General features: G+C 72.1%; 17 protein-coding genes and 3 tRNA genes. 10 read left to right on the top strand and 10 right to left on the bottom strand.

Going from position 1 to position 18,045, the window contains the following annotated elements:
• The first annotated feature begins 283 nt into the window (after positions 1 to 283).
• Entirely contained in the window at positions 284 to 1,594 is a 1,311-nt protein-coding gene (locus EV562_RS05630; protein WP_133885548.1) for a M6 family metalloprotease domain-containing protein, read from the top strand.
• Positions 1,595 to 1,972: 378 nt separating this feature from the next.
• Here the strand turns inward: EV562_RS05630 and EV562_RS05625 are convergent.
• The 6 genes from EV562_RS05625 to EV562_RS05600 form a co-directional block, all read right to left on the bottom strand.
• Positions 1,973 to 2,046, bottom strand: a tRNA-Lys gene (locus EV562_RS05625).
• On the bottom strand, positions 2,037 to 2,633 hold the full coding sequence (locus tag EV562_RS05620; protein WP_133885547.1) for a bifunctional DNA primase/polymerase: 597 nt from the start codon (positions 2,631 to 2,633) through the stop codon (positions 2,037 to 2,039). Before EV562_RS05620 ends, EV562_RS05625 begins: the two co-directional genes overlap by 10 nt.
• 145 nt (positions 2,634 to 2,778) lie before the next feature.
• A complete protein-coding gene (locus EV562_RS05615) occupies positions 2,779 to 3,126 on the bottom strand; it encodes a hypothetical protein (RefSeq protein WP_133885546.1) in 348 nt (115 codons plus the stop codon).
• Between the two features lie 151 nt (positions 3,127 to 3,277).
• A complete protein-coding gene (locus EV562_RS05610) occupies positions 3,278 to 4,828 on the bottom strand; it encodes a pectate lyase (protein WP_133885545.1) in 1,551 nt (516 codons plus the stop codon).
• Positions 4,829 to 5,277: 449 nt separating this feature from the next.
• The gene (locus EV562_RS05605) at positions 5,278 to 6,009 is read right to left on the bottom strand and encodes an aspartate/glutamate racemase family protein (RefSeq protein ID WP_133885544.1); all 732 of its coding nucleotides are present in this window, start codon (positions 6,007 to 6,009) and stop codon (positions 5,278 to 5,280) included.
• Positions 6,006 to 6,908 (bottom strand): aspartate/glutamate racemase family protein, encoded by a 903-nt coding sequence (locus tag EV562_RS05600; RefSeq protein WP_133885543.1) that lies wholly within the window; start codon positions 6,906 to 6,908, stop codon positions 6,006 to 6,008. Before EV562_RS05600 ends, EV562_RS05605 begins: the two co-directional genes overlap by 4 nt.
• 186 nt (positions 6,909 to 7,094) lie before the next feature.
• Between EV562_RS05600 and EV562_RS05595 the strand changes: the two genes are divergently transcribed.
• On the top strand, positions 7,095 to 8,072 hold the full coding sequence (locus EV562_RS05595) for a D-2-hydroxyacid dehydrogenase (protein ID WP_133885542.1): 978 nt from the start codon (positions 7,095 to 7,097) through the stop codon (positions 8,070 to 8,072).
• Between the two features lie 45 nt (positions 8,073 to 8,117).
• Complete coding sequence (locus tag EV562_RS05590) at positions 8,118 to 9,506, top strand: amidase (RefSeq protein ID WP_133885541.1); 1,389 nt, start codon at positions 8,118 to 8,120, stop codon at positions 9,504 to 9,506.
• A gap of 179 nt (positions 9,507 to 9,685) precedes the next feature.
• Here the strand turns inward: EV562_RS05590 and EV562_RS05585 are convergent, their stop codons facing one another.
• Positions 9,686 to 10,183: a DUF3830 family protein gene (locus tag EV562_RS05585; protein ID WP_133885540.1), complete on the bottom strand. Its 498-nt coding sequence runs from the start codon at positions 10,181 to 10,183 to the stop codon at positions 9,686 to 9,688.
• 106 nt (positions 10,184 to 10,289) lie between these two features.
• Between EV562_RS05585 and ehuB the strand changes: the two genes are divergently transcribed.
• From ehuB to EV562_RS05555, 6 genes are all read left to right on the top strand, one after another.
• The gene (ehuB, locus tag EV562_RS05580; protein ID WP_133885539.1) at positions 10,290 to 11,219 is read left to right on the top strand and encodes an ectoine/hydroxyectoine ABC transporter substrate-binding protein EhuB; all 930 of its coding nucleotides are present in this window, start codon (positions 10,290 to 10,292) and stop codon (positions 11,217 to 11,219) included.
• Positions 11,216 to 11,917, top strand: a complete 702-nt coding sequence (gene ehuC, locus EV562_RS05575; protein ID WP_133885538.1) for an ectoine/hydroxyectoine ABC transporter permease subunit EhuC — start codon at positions 11,216 to 11,218, stop codon at positions 11,915 to 11,917. Before ehuB ends, ehuC begins: the two co-directional genes overlap by 4 nt.
• A complete protein-coding gene (gene ehuD, locus EV562_RS05570) occupies positions 11,914 to 12,564 on the top strand; it encodes an ectoine/hydroxyectoine ABC transporter permease subunit EhuD (protein WP_133885537.1) in 651 nt (216 codons plus the stop codon). The genes ehuC and ehuD overlap by 4 nt, the downstream gene beginning before the upstream one ends.
• Complete coding sequence (gene ehuA, locus EV562_RS05565; RefSeq protein WP_133885536.1) at positions 12,554 to 13,339, top strand: ectoine/hydroxyectoine ABC transporter ATP-binding protein EhuA; 786 nt, start codon at positions 12,554 to 12,556, stop codon at positions 13,337 to 13,339. Before ehuD ends, ehuA begins: the two co-directional genes overlap by 11 nt.
• Before the next feature lie 181 nt (positions 13,340 to 13,520).
• The gene (locus EV562_RS05560) at positions 13,521 to 14,279 is read left to right on the top strand and encodes an IclR family transcriptional regulator C-terminal domain-containing protein (RefSeq protein ID WP_133885535.1); all 759 of its coding nucleotides are present in this window, start codon (positions 13,521 to 13,523) and stop codon (positions 14,277 to 14,279) included.
• A 102-nt stretch (positions 14,280 to 14,381) separates the two neighbouring features.
• A tRNA-Lys gene (locus EV562_RS05555) sits at positions 14,382 to 14,458 on the top strand.
• Positions 14,459 to 14,528: 70 nt separating this feature from the next.
• Here EV562_RS05555 and EV562_RS05550 read toward each other — a convergent pair.
• The 3 genes from EV562_RS05550 to EV562_RS05540 all read right to left on the bottom strand — a co-directional run bounded on the left by EV562_RS05550 (position 14,529) and on the right by EV562_RS05540 (position 17,723).
• Positions 14,529 to 15,134, bottom strand: a complete 606-nt coding sequence (locus EV562_RS05550; protein WP_133885534.1) for a lytic polysaccharide monooxygenase — start codon at positions 15,132 to 15,134, stop codon at positions 14,529 to 14,531.
• Between the two features lie 142 nt (positions 15,135 to 15,276).
• On the bottom strand, positions 15,277 to 16,602 hold the full coding sequence (locus EV562_RS05545) for an SPFH domain-containing protein (protein ID WP_243859977.1): 1,326 nt from the start codon (positions 16,600 to 16,602) through the stop codon (positions 15,277 to 15,279).
• Between the two features lie 59 nt (positions 16,603 to 16,661).
• Positions 16,662 to 17,723 carry a peptidoglycan-binding protein gene (locus tag EV562_RS05540; RefSeq protein ID WP_133885533.1) on the bottom strand — a complete coding sequence of 354 codons (1,062 nt, stop codon included), beginning with the start codon at positions 17,721 to 17,723 and terminating at the stop codon, positions 16,662 to 16,664.
• 198 nt (positions 17,724 to 17,921) lie between these two features.
• Between EV562_RS05540 and EV562_RS05535 the strand changes: the two genes are divergently transcribed.
• Positions 17,922 to 17,995, top strand: a tRNA-Lys gene (locus EV562_RS05535).
• Positions 17,996 to 18,045: the final 50 nt, after the last annotated feature.

Raw genomic sequence — 18,045 nt, 5'->3', positions numbered from 1 at the left:
GCTCGCTCCCGCAGTGCCTCGATCTCTGTTCGTGCTCTGTTCGTGCAGGAAAGTGTGCCGATCATAGAGGCTGACACCGGGCCCTTCCAGCCGCCGTTCCGCTTTCCGGACCGGGCGGCTCCTCCGACAGATCGTTTCTGCTCACACCTGGACGGGTCCGTCACCCCTCCGACCAGTTGTGACGTTCCGTGAGTGTCTTCGGAATGTCGGGCGGGCGAACTCCGTCGAAATCCCGGCCGGCTCACCCATCCGATGTAGGCGAACAGGTCGTAATACGACAATCATGCACAAGCTGGGTGCGGTGTCCCGTCAACCGCGTCCGGAGGTACATGTGCCGCGCCAGTTCTCCCGGACCAGGCTGCGCAGCACCGCCGCGGTGTGCACCACGATGTCGGCGCTCGCCGCGACCTCCCTGATCACCGCCCCCTCGGTCGCCGAGCCCTTCTCACCGGCGCCGTGCGCGCTCCGGCGCACCGACGTGCACCACTCGGAGGGCCTGGACACCTGGAACGCGGCCTATCCTCGACCGGCCCGCACGCTGGACGCGGTGATCGTGTTCCTGTCCTTCCCCGACTCGCAGCCGCTGACCGCGCCGGCCGACCTCGTCGCCGACCATTTCCCGGCCACCGGTGACTTCTTCCGGCGCGCCTCCTACGGTGCCTTCGCCCTCCGCCCGCACCCGCAGCGGGACTGGATCCGGATGCCGAGCCCGTCGACGTCGTACGCCATACGGCGCGACTGGGGCCCCGAGCACCGGGCCGCCTACCTGCGCGACGCGCTGGCCGCGGCCGACCGGCACGTCGACTTCTCGCGGTACGACGTCGTCTACTTCGTCGCCGACCCGGACGCGCCCGGGGTGGACTCCGACGCCACGAAGGTCGTCAACCTGGACACCCCGCTGCGAGCGGACGGCACGGACATCCGGCGGGTCGTCACGGTCTTCGAGAACCACCCGCCGGACCGGCTGGTCCTGGCGCACGAGACGGGCCACGTCTTCGACCTGCCCGACCTGTACCACCGGCCGGCCGACGGCGAGGGCGACTGGGACACGCACGTCGGCGACTGGGATCTGATGGGCAGCCAGTTCGGTCTGGCTCCGGACATGTTCGGCTGGCACAAGTGGAAGCTGGGCTGGCTGCAGCCCCGGCAGGTGGCGTGCGTACGGGGCAGCGGGCCGACCCGGCTGACGCTGGAGCCGCTGGCGGCGGGGCCGGGGGTGGAGCTGGCCGACGCCGCCGGGGCGCCGGCCTTCGGCCTCGGGCGGGGCACCAAACTGGCGGTGGTGCGCACCGGCTCGGGCAGCGTCCTCGCCTTCGAGGTGCGCACGCCGGTCGGCAACGACGCCTCCGCCTGCCGGGCGGGGGTGCTGGTGTACCGGGTGCACAGCGGGGCGGAGTCGGGCGGCGGACCGATCGAGGTGGTCGACGCCCACCCGGGCACCGAGGCCTGCTGGGCCGACTCGGTCTACCCGCCGCTCGCCGACGCGCCGGTGGGCCTCGGCGAGAGCTTCACGGTGCCCGGCGACGGCGTACGGGTGGAGGTCCAGGGCCGCACGGAGTCGGGCGCCTGGACCGTACAGATCACACCCGGCTGACCCGCACACCCCGGGCTGACCGCCCGTCCCCGGCCCCCCCGGACCCCACGGACCCCCGCCCGAGCCGATGCACCCGGCCACAGGGGCGACATCCGGGCCAGCTCAGCCCCACAGCCCGCGGCACCACCCACGCGAATCAGGCCCCCGCCCACGGCCGGGCGACACCCACGCGAATCAGGCCCCCGCCCACGGCCGGGCGACACCCACGCGAACCAGGCCCCGGACCACGCAGCCCCCTGCGCGAGCCCACCACCCCGGGTCACCGCGCGAGGGGGGTGTGGGTGGCGAAGCCCCCACAACGCGCGGCGAAGCCGCGCAAAAACAACGATGGCGAGACCGGTTCGCGCTTTCCGCGAACATGCCTCGCCATCGCCAACGTGCGCCGCCAGGGACTCGAACCCCGGACCCGCTGATTAAGAGTCAGCTGCTCTAACCAACTGAGCTAGCGGCGCCTGCTGACGTCGTAGACCTTAGCACCCTGGTCGGGGGGAGGAAAAATCGAAATCCGCACGGCCGCGCGGGCCGCCCGCACGGCCGCCCAGAGCAGGATCTCCGGGCCGGGCAGCCACGGCTGGCGGGTGTCCGGGGCCACCAGCCAGCGGGACCCGGTGCGCGAGGGCGCACCCGCGGGGGCCGGGACGGTCACCGCGTCCCCGGCACCGTGGCACAGCAGCGGCGGCACCGCGCCCGTACGGCCTCCCCGGCGGCCGCGGGCACCCCACTCCTCCCAGTCGAGGAGCGAGGGCAGGCGCTGGGCGGTGCCCGGCGCGGCGAACAGCAGCATCCGGCCGCGGAACTCCGCCACCGGTCCCGACCCCGGGCCGTCGTCCCACAGCCGGTCCAGCATCCGGCGGCCGAAGATCGCGGGGGCGCTCACCACGTCGAAGGCGGAGCCGCAGGGCAGGACGATCGGGGCCTCGGGCCGCTCCTCCCAGAGCGCGAGCGTGCTGCGCGGGTACGCGCCGGCGGACGCCAGCCAGGCGGCACCGTCCGAGGTGACGTCGGAGACGTGGGGCGCGGCGTTGCGTGTGCTGCTCATGCCGCACAGATCTACCGAACGTGAGGGGACCACTCCGTGGAGTTGCCGGAAATCGCGACGACGGGACCGGTGAGGGGGTATCTTGCCCACCCTCCTGGCATATGCGACCACGACTGTCCGGCCACCTGTTCGGGGAGCGGCCGGCTCACCCGGCCGGTTCGCCGCGCATCAGGTCGCGCCCGAACTCGACCATCTTCTTGGCGTAGTCCTCGGTCCACTCGGCCCGTTCGGCGATGTCGGCCGTCGTCAGCCGGTCGAACCGCCTCGGGTCGGCCAGCTGCGCCGCCGCGACCGCCTGGAACTCCGTCGCCCGGTCCGCCGCCGCCCGGAAGGCGTGGGTCAGCTCGGTGGCGCGCTCCAGCAGGGCCCGGGGGTCGTCGATCGACTCGAGGTCGAAGAAGTGCTCGGGATCGGCGGCCGCCTCCGCCGGCTCGAAGAGCAGGGGCGCGGGGCGTAGCCGCGGTTCGTTCCGACGCGGCGTGGGCTCCGCCATGTCTTCTCCTCCTCGTACGTCACGACGCGGCCCGCCCCGGGTGCGGGGGCGCTCCGGTGGAGTGGGCCACCGTCCATTGTCCCGCGCCCGCGCAAGAGGGCGGGGTGTGTCCGGCACCGCTGCCCGGACACACCCCGCCCTCCCGGCCGTGTCAGCCGGCGTACGTCTCGAACTCGGCGATCTTCGGGGTGCCCGAGGCGCCGGTGATCTCGAAGGTGATCTTCTCCAGCGAGACCGGGGAGAAGCCGATCACGCCGGCTCCGCTGCCGGAGGCCAGCACGGCGCCGGTGTCGCGGTTGAGGACCCGGTAGGAGCCGATGGTGCCCGCGGATCCCGCCGCCTCCCGGATGTTGACCTTGGAGACGGTGGTGACGGAGGACCACTTGACGGAGATCGAGCCGGTCGTGCCGGCCGGGGACCAGTACGTGCTCAGGTCACCGTCGCGCACGTTGCCGTAGCTGGTGCCGCTCGCCTTGGACGATCCGTCGGCGCCGGCCCCGATGCTCAGGTTGGTGCCGCTCGGCGGGTCGGTCGGGTCCGGGTCCGTCGGGTCGGTCGGGTCCGGGTCGGTGGGGTCGGTCGGGTCCGGGCTCTGCGGCGTGCAGCTGCCGTCCGACACCTTGAGGCCCTTGTTCGCGCCCGCCGTGGCGCTCACCACGGAGGGCACGCAGGAAGCGGCGTCGAGGGTGTAGGAGTACGGGACGGACACCGTGGTGTTGGACTGCGGGTTCGGACCGGCCGGGTTGCTGTCCTCGCCCGGCTCGGACCAGGTCACGTTGTCGAAGATGTTGCCGCTGACCTGCCAGGTGCCGGCCTGGTCGGTGTAGAAGGTGCCGAGGACGTCCTTGGAGTCCTCGAAGTAGTTGTTGTCCACCTTCGCCTTGGCGCCCGCGCGGGAGTTGATCCCGGACTCGTTCAGGTTCTTGTAGTGGTTGTTGTACATGTGGGCGATCCCGCCGCGCAGCAGGGGCGTGCGGGAATCGATGTTCTGGTACAGGTTGTGGTGGAAGGTGACGTAGCCGTTGGAGCGGTCGCTCTCGCTGGAGCCGATGAGCCCGCCGCGGCCCGAGTTGCGCAGGACGCTGTAGGACAGGGTCACGTACTGGGTGTTGTCCTTCATGTCGAAGAGGCCGTCGTAGCCCTCCGACTCCCCGCCCGAGGCCTCCAGCGTGGAGTGGTCGACCCAGACGTTGCGGACGTCGCTCTCCATGCCGATGGCGTCGCCGCCGTTGGAGGTGGGCGAGCCGGACTTCTTGACGTTCCGGACGGTCACGTTCTGGATCACGATGTTGCTGGACTCGCGGATGTGGATGCCCAGTTGGTCGAAGACGGCGCCGCTTCCGACACCGACGATCGTGATGTTGCTGACCTGCTTCAGCTCGATCTTGTCGGCCGCGGTGCTGCAGCTGCCGCCCGACACCTTGCTGGTGTTGCCGTGGTTGATGGTGCCCTCGACCTCGATGACGATCGGGGTGCTGCTGCTGGCCCGGCCGCACAGGGCCTGGTGGATCGCGGTGCCGGTGGTGGCCCGGACGGTCTGCCCGCCCGCGCCGCCGGTCGTGCCGCCGTTCTGGGTCGCGTAGCCGGTGGCGCCGCCGGCCGCGGCCGCCGCCTCGGGCATCGTCAGCACCACACCGGCCGCGGCCGCGAGGGCCAGCGTGCCCAGTGCCGCTTGGAGTCGCAGCGCGACTGGTCGTCTCATTCTCGGTCTCCCCATTCGCCTTCACATGCCGGAACGGAAGTCATGTCGTGATCACGTCAAACAACATGACGGGAAAGCGCTTTCTCGGCGTGACAATAGGGTGCACCCTGAGGCCTGACAAGGGTTCAGACACGTTCAGTATTCCGGCTGTTGTCCGTCTACATGAACAAGGTGATCGCGCGGAGAGGCCGCACCGGACCCCGCCCCCACGCTCTCCGCCGACGCGCGGCCCCGCCGATGTGCGCCCCGGCCGGAGCTGCGGTACGATCATCCTGCCTGATCACGGAGGTCAACCTCCCGCGGCGGGCGATGCGTTGGTGGTCCAAGGAAAGACGCCCCACTTCCCGTGGGGAAATGCAGGTGCAAGGCCTGCCCAGCGCTCGACGAGAACCCCGGTCCCGCTCACGCGGGGCCGGGGTTCTTTCCGTCTCGGACCTGCTCGGACCTCCTCAGGCCTGCACCACCGGCTCCCGCGTGAAGAGCACGCCCAGTTCCGGGGCGTTGACCCGGCGGTCGGCCAGGCGCAGGCCCTCCCAGACGGTGACCTGGTTCGCGGTGAGCACCGGCTTGCCCAGCTCCTTCTCCAGGGCCGGGATGTGGGCCGCCGTGTGCAGCGCGGTGTCCGGCAGGAGCACCGCCTCGGCGTCCGGGCGGTCGGCGGCGCGGGCCAGGGCCAGCACCTCCTCCTCGGTCCAGGTGCCGACCTCCGCGGCGGTGACGATGCCCGAGCTGACGACGTCGGCGACCTCGACGCCGGCGGCGCCGAGGAAGTCCGCGAAGAGCCGGGCCACGTCGTCCGGGTAGGTCGCTCCGACCGAGACCCGCCGGGCACCGATCTCCTTCGCCGCGTGCACGAAGGCGAAGGAGGTGGACGAGGCCGGCAGGCCCGCCGCCTGGGCCAGGGCGCGCACCTGTTCGTGGGCGCCCTCCCAGCCGTGCACGAAGCTGCCGCTGGTGCAGGCCCACACCACGGCGTCGGCGCCGGCCAGCCGCAGTTCGGCCACGCCCGCCTCCAGTCGCTGCGGCGAGCCCATCTCCAGCAGCGCGTCCACCCGGTGGGCGTCCTCGCCGATGTCCGTGTGCACCAGGTCCACCCGGATGTCGCTGCCCAGGAGCTGCTCGATGCGTGGGTAGTCGTCCTCGCCGGAGTGGCCCGGGTACAGGAATCCCAGTGCTGTCATGTCCACCCTTCCTGCTGCTGTTCCGTGTCCGGGACGTCACCGACGCCCGGCATGTCCGCGGCCGCGGGTCCGACCGGACCGGCCACCGCGGGGTCGACGGGACCGGCGGGTCCCACCACCGCGGGACCGGCCACGCCCGTCGCCGCGGGGCCGGTCCGGGCAGCCGGGTCGGTCAGCGCCTGGTACGGCCCCACCGCAGGAGTACCCAGTCGGCGCAGGGCCGCCCACATCGTCACTTGGTTGGCCGAGATCACCGGTATGCGCAGCTCGGCCTCCAGCTGCGGGATGACGTCGTAGGTGGGGAGGTTGGTGCAGGAGATGAACAGGGCGTCGGCCGCCCCGGGCGCGGGCACGGCCCGGCGTGCCATGGCGGCCACGTCTCGGTACGGGACCTTCCAGATGTGCCGGGTCAGCCCCATGAAGGCGCAGCCGGCGACGGTGACCCCGGCCTCGGCGACGTACGCCTCCAGCGCCCGGGTCACGGACACGGTGTACGGGGTCACCAGCGCGACCCGGCGCACGCCCAGCTCGGTCAGCGCGTCGAGCAGGGCGCCGGAGGTGGTGACGGACGGGACCGCTCCCGCCCAGGTCATCGCCTCGCACATGGCGCGCTCCCCGGTGACGCCGCCGACGAAGCTGCCCGAGGTGCAGGCGTAGGCGACGACCTCGGGGGCGATGGCGTTGAGGGTGCGCACCGCCTCGCCCAGGGTCTCGTGCTCGCTGACCAGCCGGGCGAGGTCGAGACTGACCTCGACGGGCACGAAGGGGGTCCGCGTCATGTGGAGCGACACGTCGTCGGGCACCCATCGCCACAGCTCGCGATCGAGCGCGAAGTCGAACGGGGCGACCACGCCGACCCCGCGTTGCGGAGCTGGTCCGCCGAGAAAGGAGATGTCCATGGCACGCACCGGCCTCACACTGGGAAAGCAGAGGGCAACGCACCGTCAGAACGGCCGTGTTGACGAAGGTAGGTTGCGGTGCGAGCGTGGTCAATCCGTCCTCGTCACTCCCAGGTCAACAGCCGGTTAACTTCCGCGTCACCTCTCGCACCGCCCCCGCCCCGCCGACCGGAGACAGGCCCGCCGATGACCACACCCCCTTCCCCGCCCGCACCCGCGTCCCTGCCGACGCTCCTCGTCCTGGACGCCGAGCCGCCGCCCCGTCTCGGCCGGCTGACCGGCCGGGTCCGCGTCGAGCACGCGGACCCGGCGACGCTGGCCGACCGGCTGCCGCACGCCGACGTCCTGCTGGTGTGGGACTTCACCTCGCACGCGGTCCGCGAGGCGTGGCCCGGCGACGGCCCGCGTCCGCGCTGGGTGCACACGGCGAGCGCCGGCGTGGACCACCTGATGTGCCCGGAGCTGGCCGGGTCGGACACGGTGGTGACCAACGCCCGCGGCGTCTTCGACCAGCCGATCGCCGAGTACGTCGCCGCACTGGTCCTGGCGATGGCCAAGGACCTGCCCACGACGCTGCGCCTGCAGGGCGAGCGGACCTGGCGCCACCGCGAGTCGACGCGGGTGGCCGGGACGCGCGCCTGCGTGGTGGGCTCCGGTCCGATCGGCCGGGCGGTCGCGCGGACGCTGGAGGCGCTCGGCATCACCACCGCGCTGGTCGGCCGCACCGCGCGCCCCGGCGTCCACGGGACCGACGAGCTGGACCGGCTGCTCGCCGGGGCCGACTGGGTGGTGGCGGCGGCTCCGCTCACCGACGACACCCGCGGCATGTTCGACGCCCGGCGCTTCGGGCTGATGCGGCCCTCGGCCCGGTTCGTGAACGTGGGGCGGGGCCAACTGGTCGTCGAGGACGACCTGGTGGAGGCGCTGACCGCGCGCCGGATCGCGGGCGCGGCGCTGGACGTGCTGAACCACGAGCCGCTCGCCCCGGACAGCGCGCTGTGGCGGGTGCCGGATCTGATCGTCTCGCCGCACATGAGCGGGGACACGGTCGGCTGGCGGGACGAACTGGGCGCCCAGTTCGTGGAGTTGTTCGAAAGCTGGGCGGCGGGCGGACCGCTGGCCAACGTGGTCGACAAGAAGCGCGGATACGTGCCCGGACACTGACGTCGCCGCCCGGGCCGACGTCCCAGACCTGCGGGAGGGTGCTGCATGACCGACCTCACCGAACTGACCGCCGTACAGCTCGTCGAGGGCTACCGCGAGGGCGCGTTCAGCCCCGTGGAGGCCACCCGGGCGGTCCTGGAACGGGCCGAGCGGATCCAGCCGGAGGTGAACGCCTTCGTCCGGCTGACCGGTGAGGAGGCGCTGGACCGGGCCCGGCGGTCCGAGGAGCGGTGGCGCCGCGGGGAGCCGTGCGGGCGGCTCGACGGGGTGCCGGTCACGGTGAAGGACATCCTGCTGACCCGCGGCGAGCCGACCCTGCGCGGCTCGCGGGCCGTCTCGCCGGACGGCCCCTGGGACGAGGACGCGCCGTCCGTGGCGCGGCTGCGGGAGCACGGCGCGGTCTTCGTCGGCAAGACCACGACGCCCGAGTACGGCTGGAAGGGCGTGACCGACTCGCCCCTGTCCGGCGTGACCCGCAACCCGCACGACCCGTCCCGTACGGCGGGCGGTTCCAGCGGGGGCGCGGCGGCGGCCGTGGCGCTCGGGGCGGGGCCGCTGGCGCTCGGCACCGACGGCGGCGGCAGCGTGCGCATCCCGGCGTCGTTCTGCGGCGTCTTCGGCCTGAAACCGACGTACGGGCGGGTGCCGCTGTACCCGGCGAGCGCGTTCGGCACCCTCGCGCACGTCGGTCCGATCACGCGGGACGCGGCGGACGCCGCGCTGATGCTGGACGTCATCGGCACCCCGGACGCCCGCGACTGGTCGGCGCTGGGCCCGGCGCCGGGGTCGTTCACCGAGGCGCTGCCGGGCGGGGTGCGGGGACTGCGGGTGGCGTACTCGCCCTCGCTGGGCGGGCAGGTGGCGGTGCGTCCGGCGGTGGCGGGGGCGGTGCGGCGGGCGGTGGAGCGGCTGGCGGGTCTCGGCGCGTACGTGACGGAGGCAGATCCCGACTTCACGGATCCGGTGGACGCCTTCCACACCCTGTGGTTCAGCGGGGCGGCGCGGGTGGTGCAGCACCTGCGGACGGGACAGCGGGAGCTGCTCGATCCGGGGCTGCGGGAGATCGTCGGGGCGGGGGCGCGGTACTCGGCGCTCGAGTACCTGGCGGCGGTGGACGTACGGATGGAGCTGGGGCGGCGGATGGGCCGCTTCCACGAGGAGTACGACCTGCTGGTGACGCCGACGCTGCCGATCACGGCGTTCGAGGCGGGGGTGGAGGTGCCGAAGGGGGCGGGGTACCGGCGGTGGACGGGGTGGACGCCGTTCACGTATCCGTTCAACCTGACGCAGCAGCCGGCCTGCACCGTCCCTGCCGGGGTGGACGGAGACGGCCTGCCCGTCGGGGTGCAGATCGTCGCGGCGCGGCACCGGGACGATCTGGTGCTGCGGGCGGCGCACGCGCTGTACGAGGGGGGTACGTCGGTCGGCTGGTGACCCGCGTGGAGGCGGGCGCGGGTGGGGGCGCGTGGCCCGGCGTTGCGGGGTGCCTCCCCACTCTCGGCTTCACTCGAGCGGGAGGTGCCCCCACCGCCCACCCGTGCCGCCCTGGGGGTGCCTCCCAGGCCGTTCAGGCACTGGGGAGGCACGACTGCCCGCAGCGGTGGCCGAGGTGGTTACCCTGCCCGGCGGAAGCTGAGCGTCTCTCCCGCCGCGCCCGTGCGCCACAGGTCGTTGCAGGCCTCGGCCATGGCGTCGAGGCCCTCGGTGATGCGCCCCCAGACGGTGCCGGGGACCCAGCCCACGTCGCCGTTGAGGAGCAGGTTGTTGCGCTCGTAGAAGAGGGCGAGGTCGACGAGGGTGGTGCCGGGCCGGACCTCGCGGTCGTAGCCGTACGCCTTCGTGCCCAACTCGGCTCCCGCGAAGGCGAAATAACACAGGTCGCCCGGGATGGGCGTTACCGTCGGGTTCTCCAGTGGTGGTTCGGATGCCGCGAAGGGCGGGAAAAGGGCGTAGATCTCGTTGCGCGCGTATTTGGCGTGATACACGTCGCTGCCGAGGGGGAGCGCGTCCCAGACGGCCGCGCAGGTGATCGGGGCCCGGTCGTCGAGCAGTTGGGCCGTGCAGGTGATTCCACGCTTGACCAGCGAGACTTCGATGTAGCGATCAGCCATGCCTCCATGGCAGTGCCCCGCGGCCCTGCGGTCAAGGGTGCCGGACCGAGGTATCGGACCGAAAAAGATCGGCATAACCTGCCCGGCTTCGGGTAGCTGCGCGCCCATGGCTCCACCACACAGAACCCCTCCATGGGGTATATCCGACCAAAGGCCCAGAACAGCCGGGCCCACTCGCCGGTCGCTGCTCGCGGGGGTCGCGGCGCTCGGCGCACTGGGAGCGGCCGGCTGCTCGCGGGTGGCCACCGCGTCCGACGTGAAGGGGGGCGACCTGCTCGGCCGGCTGCGGGCCCAGGGTGTGGCCCGGCTCGGCATCGCGGGCGAGGTCCCCTTCGGGTACATCGACAAGAACGGCGAGCTGACGGGCGAGGCGCCCGAGCTGGCGAAGGTCATCTTCAAGCGGCTCGGTGTGGACCGGGTGCAGCCCGTGCCGACGGAGTTCGGCTCCCTCATCCCGGGCCTCGCGTCCCAGCAGTTCGACGTCGTGGCGGCCGGGATGTACATCAACGCCGACCGTTGCGAGCAGGTCATCTTCTCCGACCCGGACTACCAGATGCTCGACGCGTACATCGTGCGCAAGGGCAACCCGCTCGGACTGCGCAACTACCGGGACGTCGTCGAGAAGAAGGCCAAGTTCGCCACCGGCACCGGCTACGCGGAGATCGCCTACGCGGTGGAGCACGGGTACAAGGAGAGCGACATCCTGATCGTCCCCGACCAGGTGGCCGGTCTCAACGCCGTCGAGGCCGGGCGCGTGGACGTCTTCGCGGGCACCGCCCTGACGGTCCGTGAAGTGGTGAAGAAGTCCAGCAAGGCGGAGGCGACCGAGGCGTTCGCCCCGCTCGTCGACGGCAAGCCGCACGTCGACGGCGGCGGTTTCGCCTTCCGCCCGGACGAGACCAACCTGCGGGACGCGTTCAACGTCGAGCTGCAAAAGCTCAAGAAGAGCGGCGAACTGCTGCGCATCCTCAAGCCCTTCGGTTTCACCCAGAACGAGATGACCGATCTGACCGCGAAGGAGCTCTGCGGCGGATGACCTCGGGACTGTGGGAACTCGTACTCCGGGGCGTCTGGGTCACCGTCCAGCTGCTCTTCTTCAGCTCGCTGCTCGCGGCGGCCGTCTCCTTCGTGGTCGGCATCGCGCGCACCCACCGGCTGTGGATCGTCCGCTTCCTCGCGGGCTTCTACACCGAGGTGTTCCGCGGGACCTCCGCGCTGGTGATGATCTTCTGGGTCTTCTTCGTGCTGCCCCCGGCCTTCGGCTGGCAGCTGGTGCCGATGTGGGCGGGCACGCTGGCCCTCGGCCTGACCTACGGGGCGTACGGCTCCGAGATCGTGCGCGGCGCGCTCGGCGCGGTCGACCCGGCGCAGAAGGAGGGCGGCATCGCTCTCAGCTTCACGCCCTGGCAGCGGATGAGGCTGATCCTGCTGCCGCAGGCGGTGCCTGAGATGATCCCGCCCTTCTCCAACCTGCTCATCGAACTGCTCAAGGGCACCGCCCTGGTGTCGATCATGGGCATGGGTGACCTGGCCTTCAGCGGCAACCTGGTGCGCCTGGCGCTGCAGGAGAGCGCGGAGATCTACACGTACATCCTGCTGATCTACTTCGTGATCGCCTTCCTGCTCACCCGGGTGATGCGCGGTCTGGAGAAGAAGCTGAAGGCTGGCGTCGGAAAGGCGCCGCGGAAGAAGACGGCGGCCGTGCGCGTGCCCGAGGGAAGTGGTGTGGCGTGAAATGGGACTGGAGCGCGGTCTCCGACTTCATGCCGCACTTCTGGGACGGCCTGCTGGTCACCCTGCAGATCCTCGTCCTCGGCTCGCTGGTCTCCTTCGGCCTCGGCCTGGTGTGGGCGCTGCTGATGCGGGTGCCGAGCCGCTGGGTGACCTGGCCGGTCGGTGTGGTCACCGAGTTCATCAGGAACACCCCGCTGCTGGTGCAGCTGTTCTTCCTCTTCTACGTGCTGCCCGAGTGGGACATCACGTTCTCGGCTCTCACCACCGGTGTGGTCGCCATCGGCCTGCACTACTCGACGTACACGATGCAGGTCTACCGGGCCGGCATCGAGGCGGTGCCGGTCGGCCAGTGGGAGGCCGCGACGGCGCTGAACCTGCCGCTGCGGCGGACCTGGACGGCGGTCGTCCTGCCGCAGGCCATCCGCCGGGTGGTGCCCGCCCTCGGCAACTACGTGATCTCCATGCTGAAGGACACGCCGCTGCTGATGGCGATCACGGTGCTGGAGATGCTCGGCGAGGCGCGGCTGTTCTCGCAGCAGAACTTCCAGTTCACCGAGCCCCTGACGGTGATCGGTGTGGCCTTCATCATCATCTCCTACCTGGCCTCCCTTGCCCTGCGAGCCCTGGAGCGACGCCTTGCCCACTGACACTCTCCCCCATCCCGAGAAGAGCCCCGAGCGCAACTCCGGCGAGCTGATACGCCTGGACCAGGTCACCAAGCGGTTCGGGGACAACACCGTCCTCGACCACCTGGACTTCTCCGTCGACGCGGGCAAGCACGTCACCCTGATCGGCCCGTCCGGTTCGGGCAAGACGACGATCCTGCGGCTGCTGATGACGCTCCTCAAGCCCGACGAGGGCACGATCACCGTGGACGGGCAGAAGCTCTTCCCGGCGAGCGAGAAGGAACGGCGCGAGGTCCGCAAGCAGATCGGGATGGTGTTCCAGCAGTTCAACCTGTTCCCGAACATGAGCGTCCTGCGCAACATCACCGAGGCGCCGGTCACGGTGCTCGGGATGTCCAAGGACGAGGCGGTGGAGCGGGCCAAGGGACTGCTCGACATGGTGGGCCTGGCCGACAAGTGCGACGCCCGCCCGGCCCAGCTCTCCGGCGGCCAGCAGCAGCGGGTGGCGATCGCCCGGGCGCTGGCGATGCGCCCGAAGGTGCTGTTGCTCGACGAGGTGACCTCGGCGCTCGACCCGGAGCTGGTCGCGGGCGTCCTGGACCTGCTGCGGGACATCGCGCGCAGCACGGACATCACCATGCTCTGCGTGACCCACGAGATGAACTTCGCCCGGGACATCTCGGACCAGGTCCTGATGTTCGACTCGGGACGGGTCATCGAGGCCGGTCCGCCCGAGAAGATCTTCAGCGAGCCGGAGCACGACCGCACGCGGGAGTTCCTCAGCGCGGTCCTGTGAACACACCCCGTGAACGCCCCAACGTCCGAGGTCGGGACGTTGGGGCGTTCCTCTGGCATGTGCCGCCGGTCCTGCGCCGCAGATGGGAGCCTCGAAAATCGGCCAACACCCCCTCACGGGAGGACTCTTGGCCGGTATCGTGCAGGCAGGGATGCACCCGCGAGCGCAGGGGGAGACCACCGTGGCGCTGCAGCACAGGCCGACCGCGCCGCACCACTCGCCCCAGGACGCCCTGCGCGTCCTGGAGACGATGACGCGGCACACCTCGGGTGTCACCGACACCGAGATCGCCCGCCGAAGCGGCCTCGGCCGGGAGCGGCTGACCCCGCTGCTGCGGATGCTGCGCCGCGAGGGCTACGTCGAGCAGACCGCCGACGGCACGTACGTGACCGGGGAGGCCCTGGCCCGCCTCGGCTCGGCCCAGGGCCGCGAGCAGGCCCTGCGCGACAAGCTCCAGCGCACCCTGGACCGGCTGCGCGACTCGGTGGGCGCCGCCGTCTACATCAGCCGGTACGTCGACGGCGAGGTCAGCGTCACCCAGTACGCCGACAGCCCGGCCACCCCCAGGGTGAACGAGTGGGTGGACTTCCGCGTCTCGGCGCACGCCACCGCCGTGGGCAAGTCCCTGCTGACCCAGCTGGACCACGCCGGCCGCCGCGACCACCTGTCCCGGCACAAGATGGCCCGCCTGACCTCGCGCACCATCACGAGCGACCGCCTGCTGCTGTCCCGGCTGGAGTCCCAGCCGGCCACCGTGCCCGTCCTCGACCTCCAGGAGTACGCGGTGGGCACGGTCTGCGCGGCCGTCCCGATCACCGCGGGGTCGGCCGTGGGCTGCCTGGCCCTGTCGCTGCCGGTCGAGCACGCGCACCGGCTGCGCCGGGCCGCCGACGAGCTGAACCGCGGCGCGGCACCGGTCCTGCTGTCCCTGGCGATCTGACGGGTGCCGGGCGGCCGGTCCCGGAGGCGGTCGAAAGCACTGCCCGGGACCGGGTAGTATTTTCGTCGTCGCCGACCGCGGGAAGCGGACGGCGGGAGTCATGCGCCGCTAGCTCAGTTGGTTAGAGCAGCTGACTCTTAATCAGCGGGTCCGGGGTTCGAGTCCCTGGCGGCGCACCACGGAAGGTCCCCCTCGCTCCGGCGAGGGGGACCTTCTCCGTTCTCCGTGCCGCTCTGCGTTCGCAGGCGCTCAGAAGGTGACGTCCGAGCACGCGTAGAACGCGTTGGCCGTGTCGGCCACCGTCCACACCGCGACGATGACGTGGTGACCGCTCAGCCCGGACGGCAGCGTGCCGCTGTGGGAGAGCGTGGCCGGGGGCTGCTTGCCGCCGTAGGGCACCGTGAAGAACGGCGTGAGGTTGAGGTCGGACCGGGCCAGGTTGTGGTTCTGGTTCCAGCCCGCCTTGGTGACGTAGTACTTGAAGTCGGTCGTGGCGTGCCGGGCGGTGAACTGCCAGCGGAAGGTGTAGCTCTGCCCGCCGTTCACCCGGGTGGTCGGCCACGCCTGGCCGTTGGGCTGCTTGGGGCTGTCGAGCGCGGCGAACGTGCCGTGGCCCGCGGAACAGATGCTTCCGTCGGCCGGCCCGGAGGCCGGGAAGCCCTTGGGTCCCTCGACGCTCTGCGGCTCCCACTGGATGGATCCGCATCCGGTGACGGTGCCGTTCTGGCACACCTTCTGCCGGCTGACGGGCAGGTCGGTGTAGCCGTGACCGCTGGCACCGCCGGACGAGAGCACGAGGGCTCCGGTCGTCGCCATGCCCAGCGCGGCGGCGTAGAACTTGCTCCTTGTGCGCATGCTGCTGCTCCCTGTGCCGTGTGGGGAAGTTCAGTGAGCCGTGCAGGTCTAGACCAAGTTCAGATTATTGCCGGTAGTTGAACATGTCCATACCAAAGGCGGAGTGCGCTGCCGGTCGCGCCGCCCGCCCGCGCCGGACCGGTCAGGCCCCCGTGTCCCCCCGCCCCGCGCAGAACGCCACCGTCAGGTCCTTGACCAGCACCTTGCGCTCGTAGTCGTCCAGTTCGACCAGCCCGCGCATGGTCAGCCGGGTCACCGTGTCCTCCACCGAGTCCACCACCGAGGTCAGGACGCTCGCCCGCTGCGCCGCGTCCAGCGCCGCGATCCGGCGCCGGTGCATCGCGGCGGCGACCTCGGGGGCGTACTCCACCCGGACCGGCCGCACCGAGAACACCTCGAGGCCGACCGGCGCCGCGTCCGCCGCCACCAGCCTGGTCAGCGTGTCGCCGGCCACGTCCGCCGAACTGCGCACCGTGCCCAGCGGCTCCACCGGGACCCGGGCCAGCGCCGCCTCGACGCACTCGCGCAGATACGTCTCGTGGTCCTCGACGCCCAGCGTGGCCCGTACCGTGTCCCGCACCCGCCACACCACCAGCGTCACCGCGCGCAGCGCCACCCCGTTGCCGTCGGCCGCGGGCATCGGCTCGCTGCGCCAGTGCCGCAGCCGCACGTCCACCCGGCGGCGCAGCAGCAGCGGGTTGACCCACATCAGGCCGGTGCGGCGCACCGTCCCCCGGTAGCGGCCGAACAGCCCGAGCACCCAGGCCCGTCCGGTCCGGCCCCGGGCGAGGCCGCCGAACCCGAACATCCCCAGCGCCCCGGCGGCCGCGTACGCCGCCCACTGGGCGGGTCCGAGCCCGGCGCCCGCGTGCACCGGCAGCGCGAACGCCTCGGCCGCGAGCGGCGGTACGAGACCGGCCCACCAGGAGGTGGCCGCGCACCCGGCCACCCCGCACAGGCCCGCTGCCACTCCCGCCGCACCGGGCAGCACCCGGGCCGGGCGTTCCGTCAGCTCCGGGTCGACCGACGGCACCGGGCGCGGCCGGGCGTTCACCGGACGCCGGGTCCGCGGCCGCGCCGCCCCGGGCGCCTCCCCGGCGCCCTGCCGCCGCGTGACGACCGCGGGCCGCAGCGGTACCGGCGCCGGGGCGGGGTCGTCGCGGAAGAGCAGGTGGACGGGGATCTCGGTGGTGGCCTCGTTGTGGATGAGCCGGCCGGGCCGCGGGCCGGCCGGCGCCGCCACGGGCTCGGCGGAGCCGGGCACCGCCCCCGGACCGCGGAAGCCCGCCGGGGACGCCGTCGCGGGCGGGGCCACCGAGACCGCGGCGGCCGAAGCCGGGGACACGTCCACGGACGACTCCGCCGACGCCTCCGTGGAGGTGAGGGACGAAGGAGAGGTCAGGGACGTGGGAGAGGTGAGGGAGGAAGGGGTGGAAGAAGGGGTGGAAGACGTCGTGTTCGTACTCATGCCTGCTCCAGCCTCCGCGCCAGACGCGTCATGAACGGGTGATCACCTGCGGGCGGCGGTCACGAGAAGAGCCGCCGCCAGGTCTCCGGGCCCGGGCGGCCGTCCGCCGCCCCGCCGCGCCAGCCCTGCGCACGCTGGAAGGCCTCGACGCCCCGCCGGTCCGCCTCGCTCCAGCGCGGTCCGGGCCCCCGCGTGTAGTGCGCGCCGAACCCCTTGGCCACCAGCTGCCTGCCGAGCCGGGTGACGTGGGGGTTGTCGGCGCCCGGTCCGAACATCGCCCGTCCGGGGAATCCCGCCACCCCGTGCGAGGCGGGGCCAGCGGCCGGGGGCGGCACGTCCGCGGTGGCCGCCTTGCCCGTCTGGTCCGCCTGGCTTTCCGTGACCCCCTTGTAGCGGTACGGCAGGTACTTGGCGGAGTTGGTCCAGTAGGCGTACGGGGTGTCGAGCCTGCGGGTGTGCGGCGGGGTCTGTTCGTAGGCCGTGTAGGCGGTGTGCGTGCCGTCCGTCCAGCCGCCGAAGATCACCACGTGGGAGCCGCTCTCGGGTTCGGAGGCGTTGTGGAACAGCAGGATGTCCCCGGGCTGGAGCTCCTCCTTGGTGATGCGGTCGGCGACGGTGCCGAGGCTTCCGGTCCATTCGTTGGCGGGCAGCTTCCAGGCCATCGACACGTAGCCCGAGCAGTCCTGCCGGTAACCGTCGGACCAGTAGGCGGTCATGCTGTACGGCACCTTCGCGGACACCCAGGTCCTGGCCCGGTCGATGATCTCCGTACGGGTGATGCCGGCCAGCTCCGCCCCGGCCGGGGGCGCCGCGGGCCGGCCGGTCGCGCCGTGCAGCGGAGCCCGGGGACCCTGCGGCGTGCCGGGCTCGTCGGCCGCGGGGAGGCCCGGCCGGTGCGGTGCGTGGGCCGCCGCGGGGAGCGCCGCGGCCGGTCCCGCGCCCAGGGCGGACACGGCGGTCGCGGACGCGGTGGCGGTGGCCACGGCCAGGGCGCGGTACGCCGCCGGACGGGCGAGCCCGCGGCCTGCCGGGGACGGCGGCAGACCGCGCCGCGGGTCACGGCAGCCGGCGCAGTCGCAGTCGCCCGCGGGCTCGATCTCCTCGAATACGGGAGTCTCCATGCGATTCCCCTCACACTCCCGGTGGAAAAGTCCGCGGTGGCGCACTTCGGTACATGTCCGCCAGTCTCACAACTGTCGTCATGACTCGCATGTTGACGGTCCGAATGATGTACCCGACCGAAATGTCCGCGTGGCGGTGGCGCCGGCCGGTGGTCCGGAGCACCGTCCGGCATCGGGTAGAGTTCTGCAGGTCAGCAGGCGCCGCTAGCTCAGTTGGTTAGAGCAGCTGACTCTTAATCAGCGGGTCCGGGGTTCGAGTCCCTGGCGGCGCACAGACGGTCGAAGGCCCCTCGTATCACACGAGGGGCCTTCGGCGTGTGCG

This window comes from Streptomyces sp. BK208 (assembly GCF_004364245.1).
In the GTDB taxonomy this organism is placed as follows: Bacteria; Actinomycetota; Actinomycetes; order Streptomycetales; family Streptomycetaceae; genus Streptomyces.
Note: the sequence above shows the minus strand (reverse complement) of the source record. Positions and strands in the feature narration are given on the sequence as shown.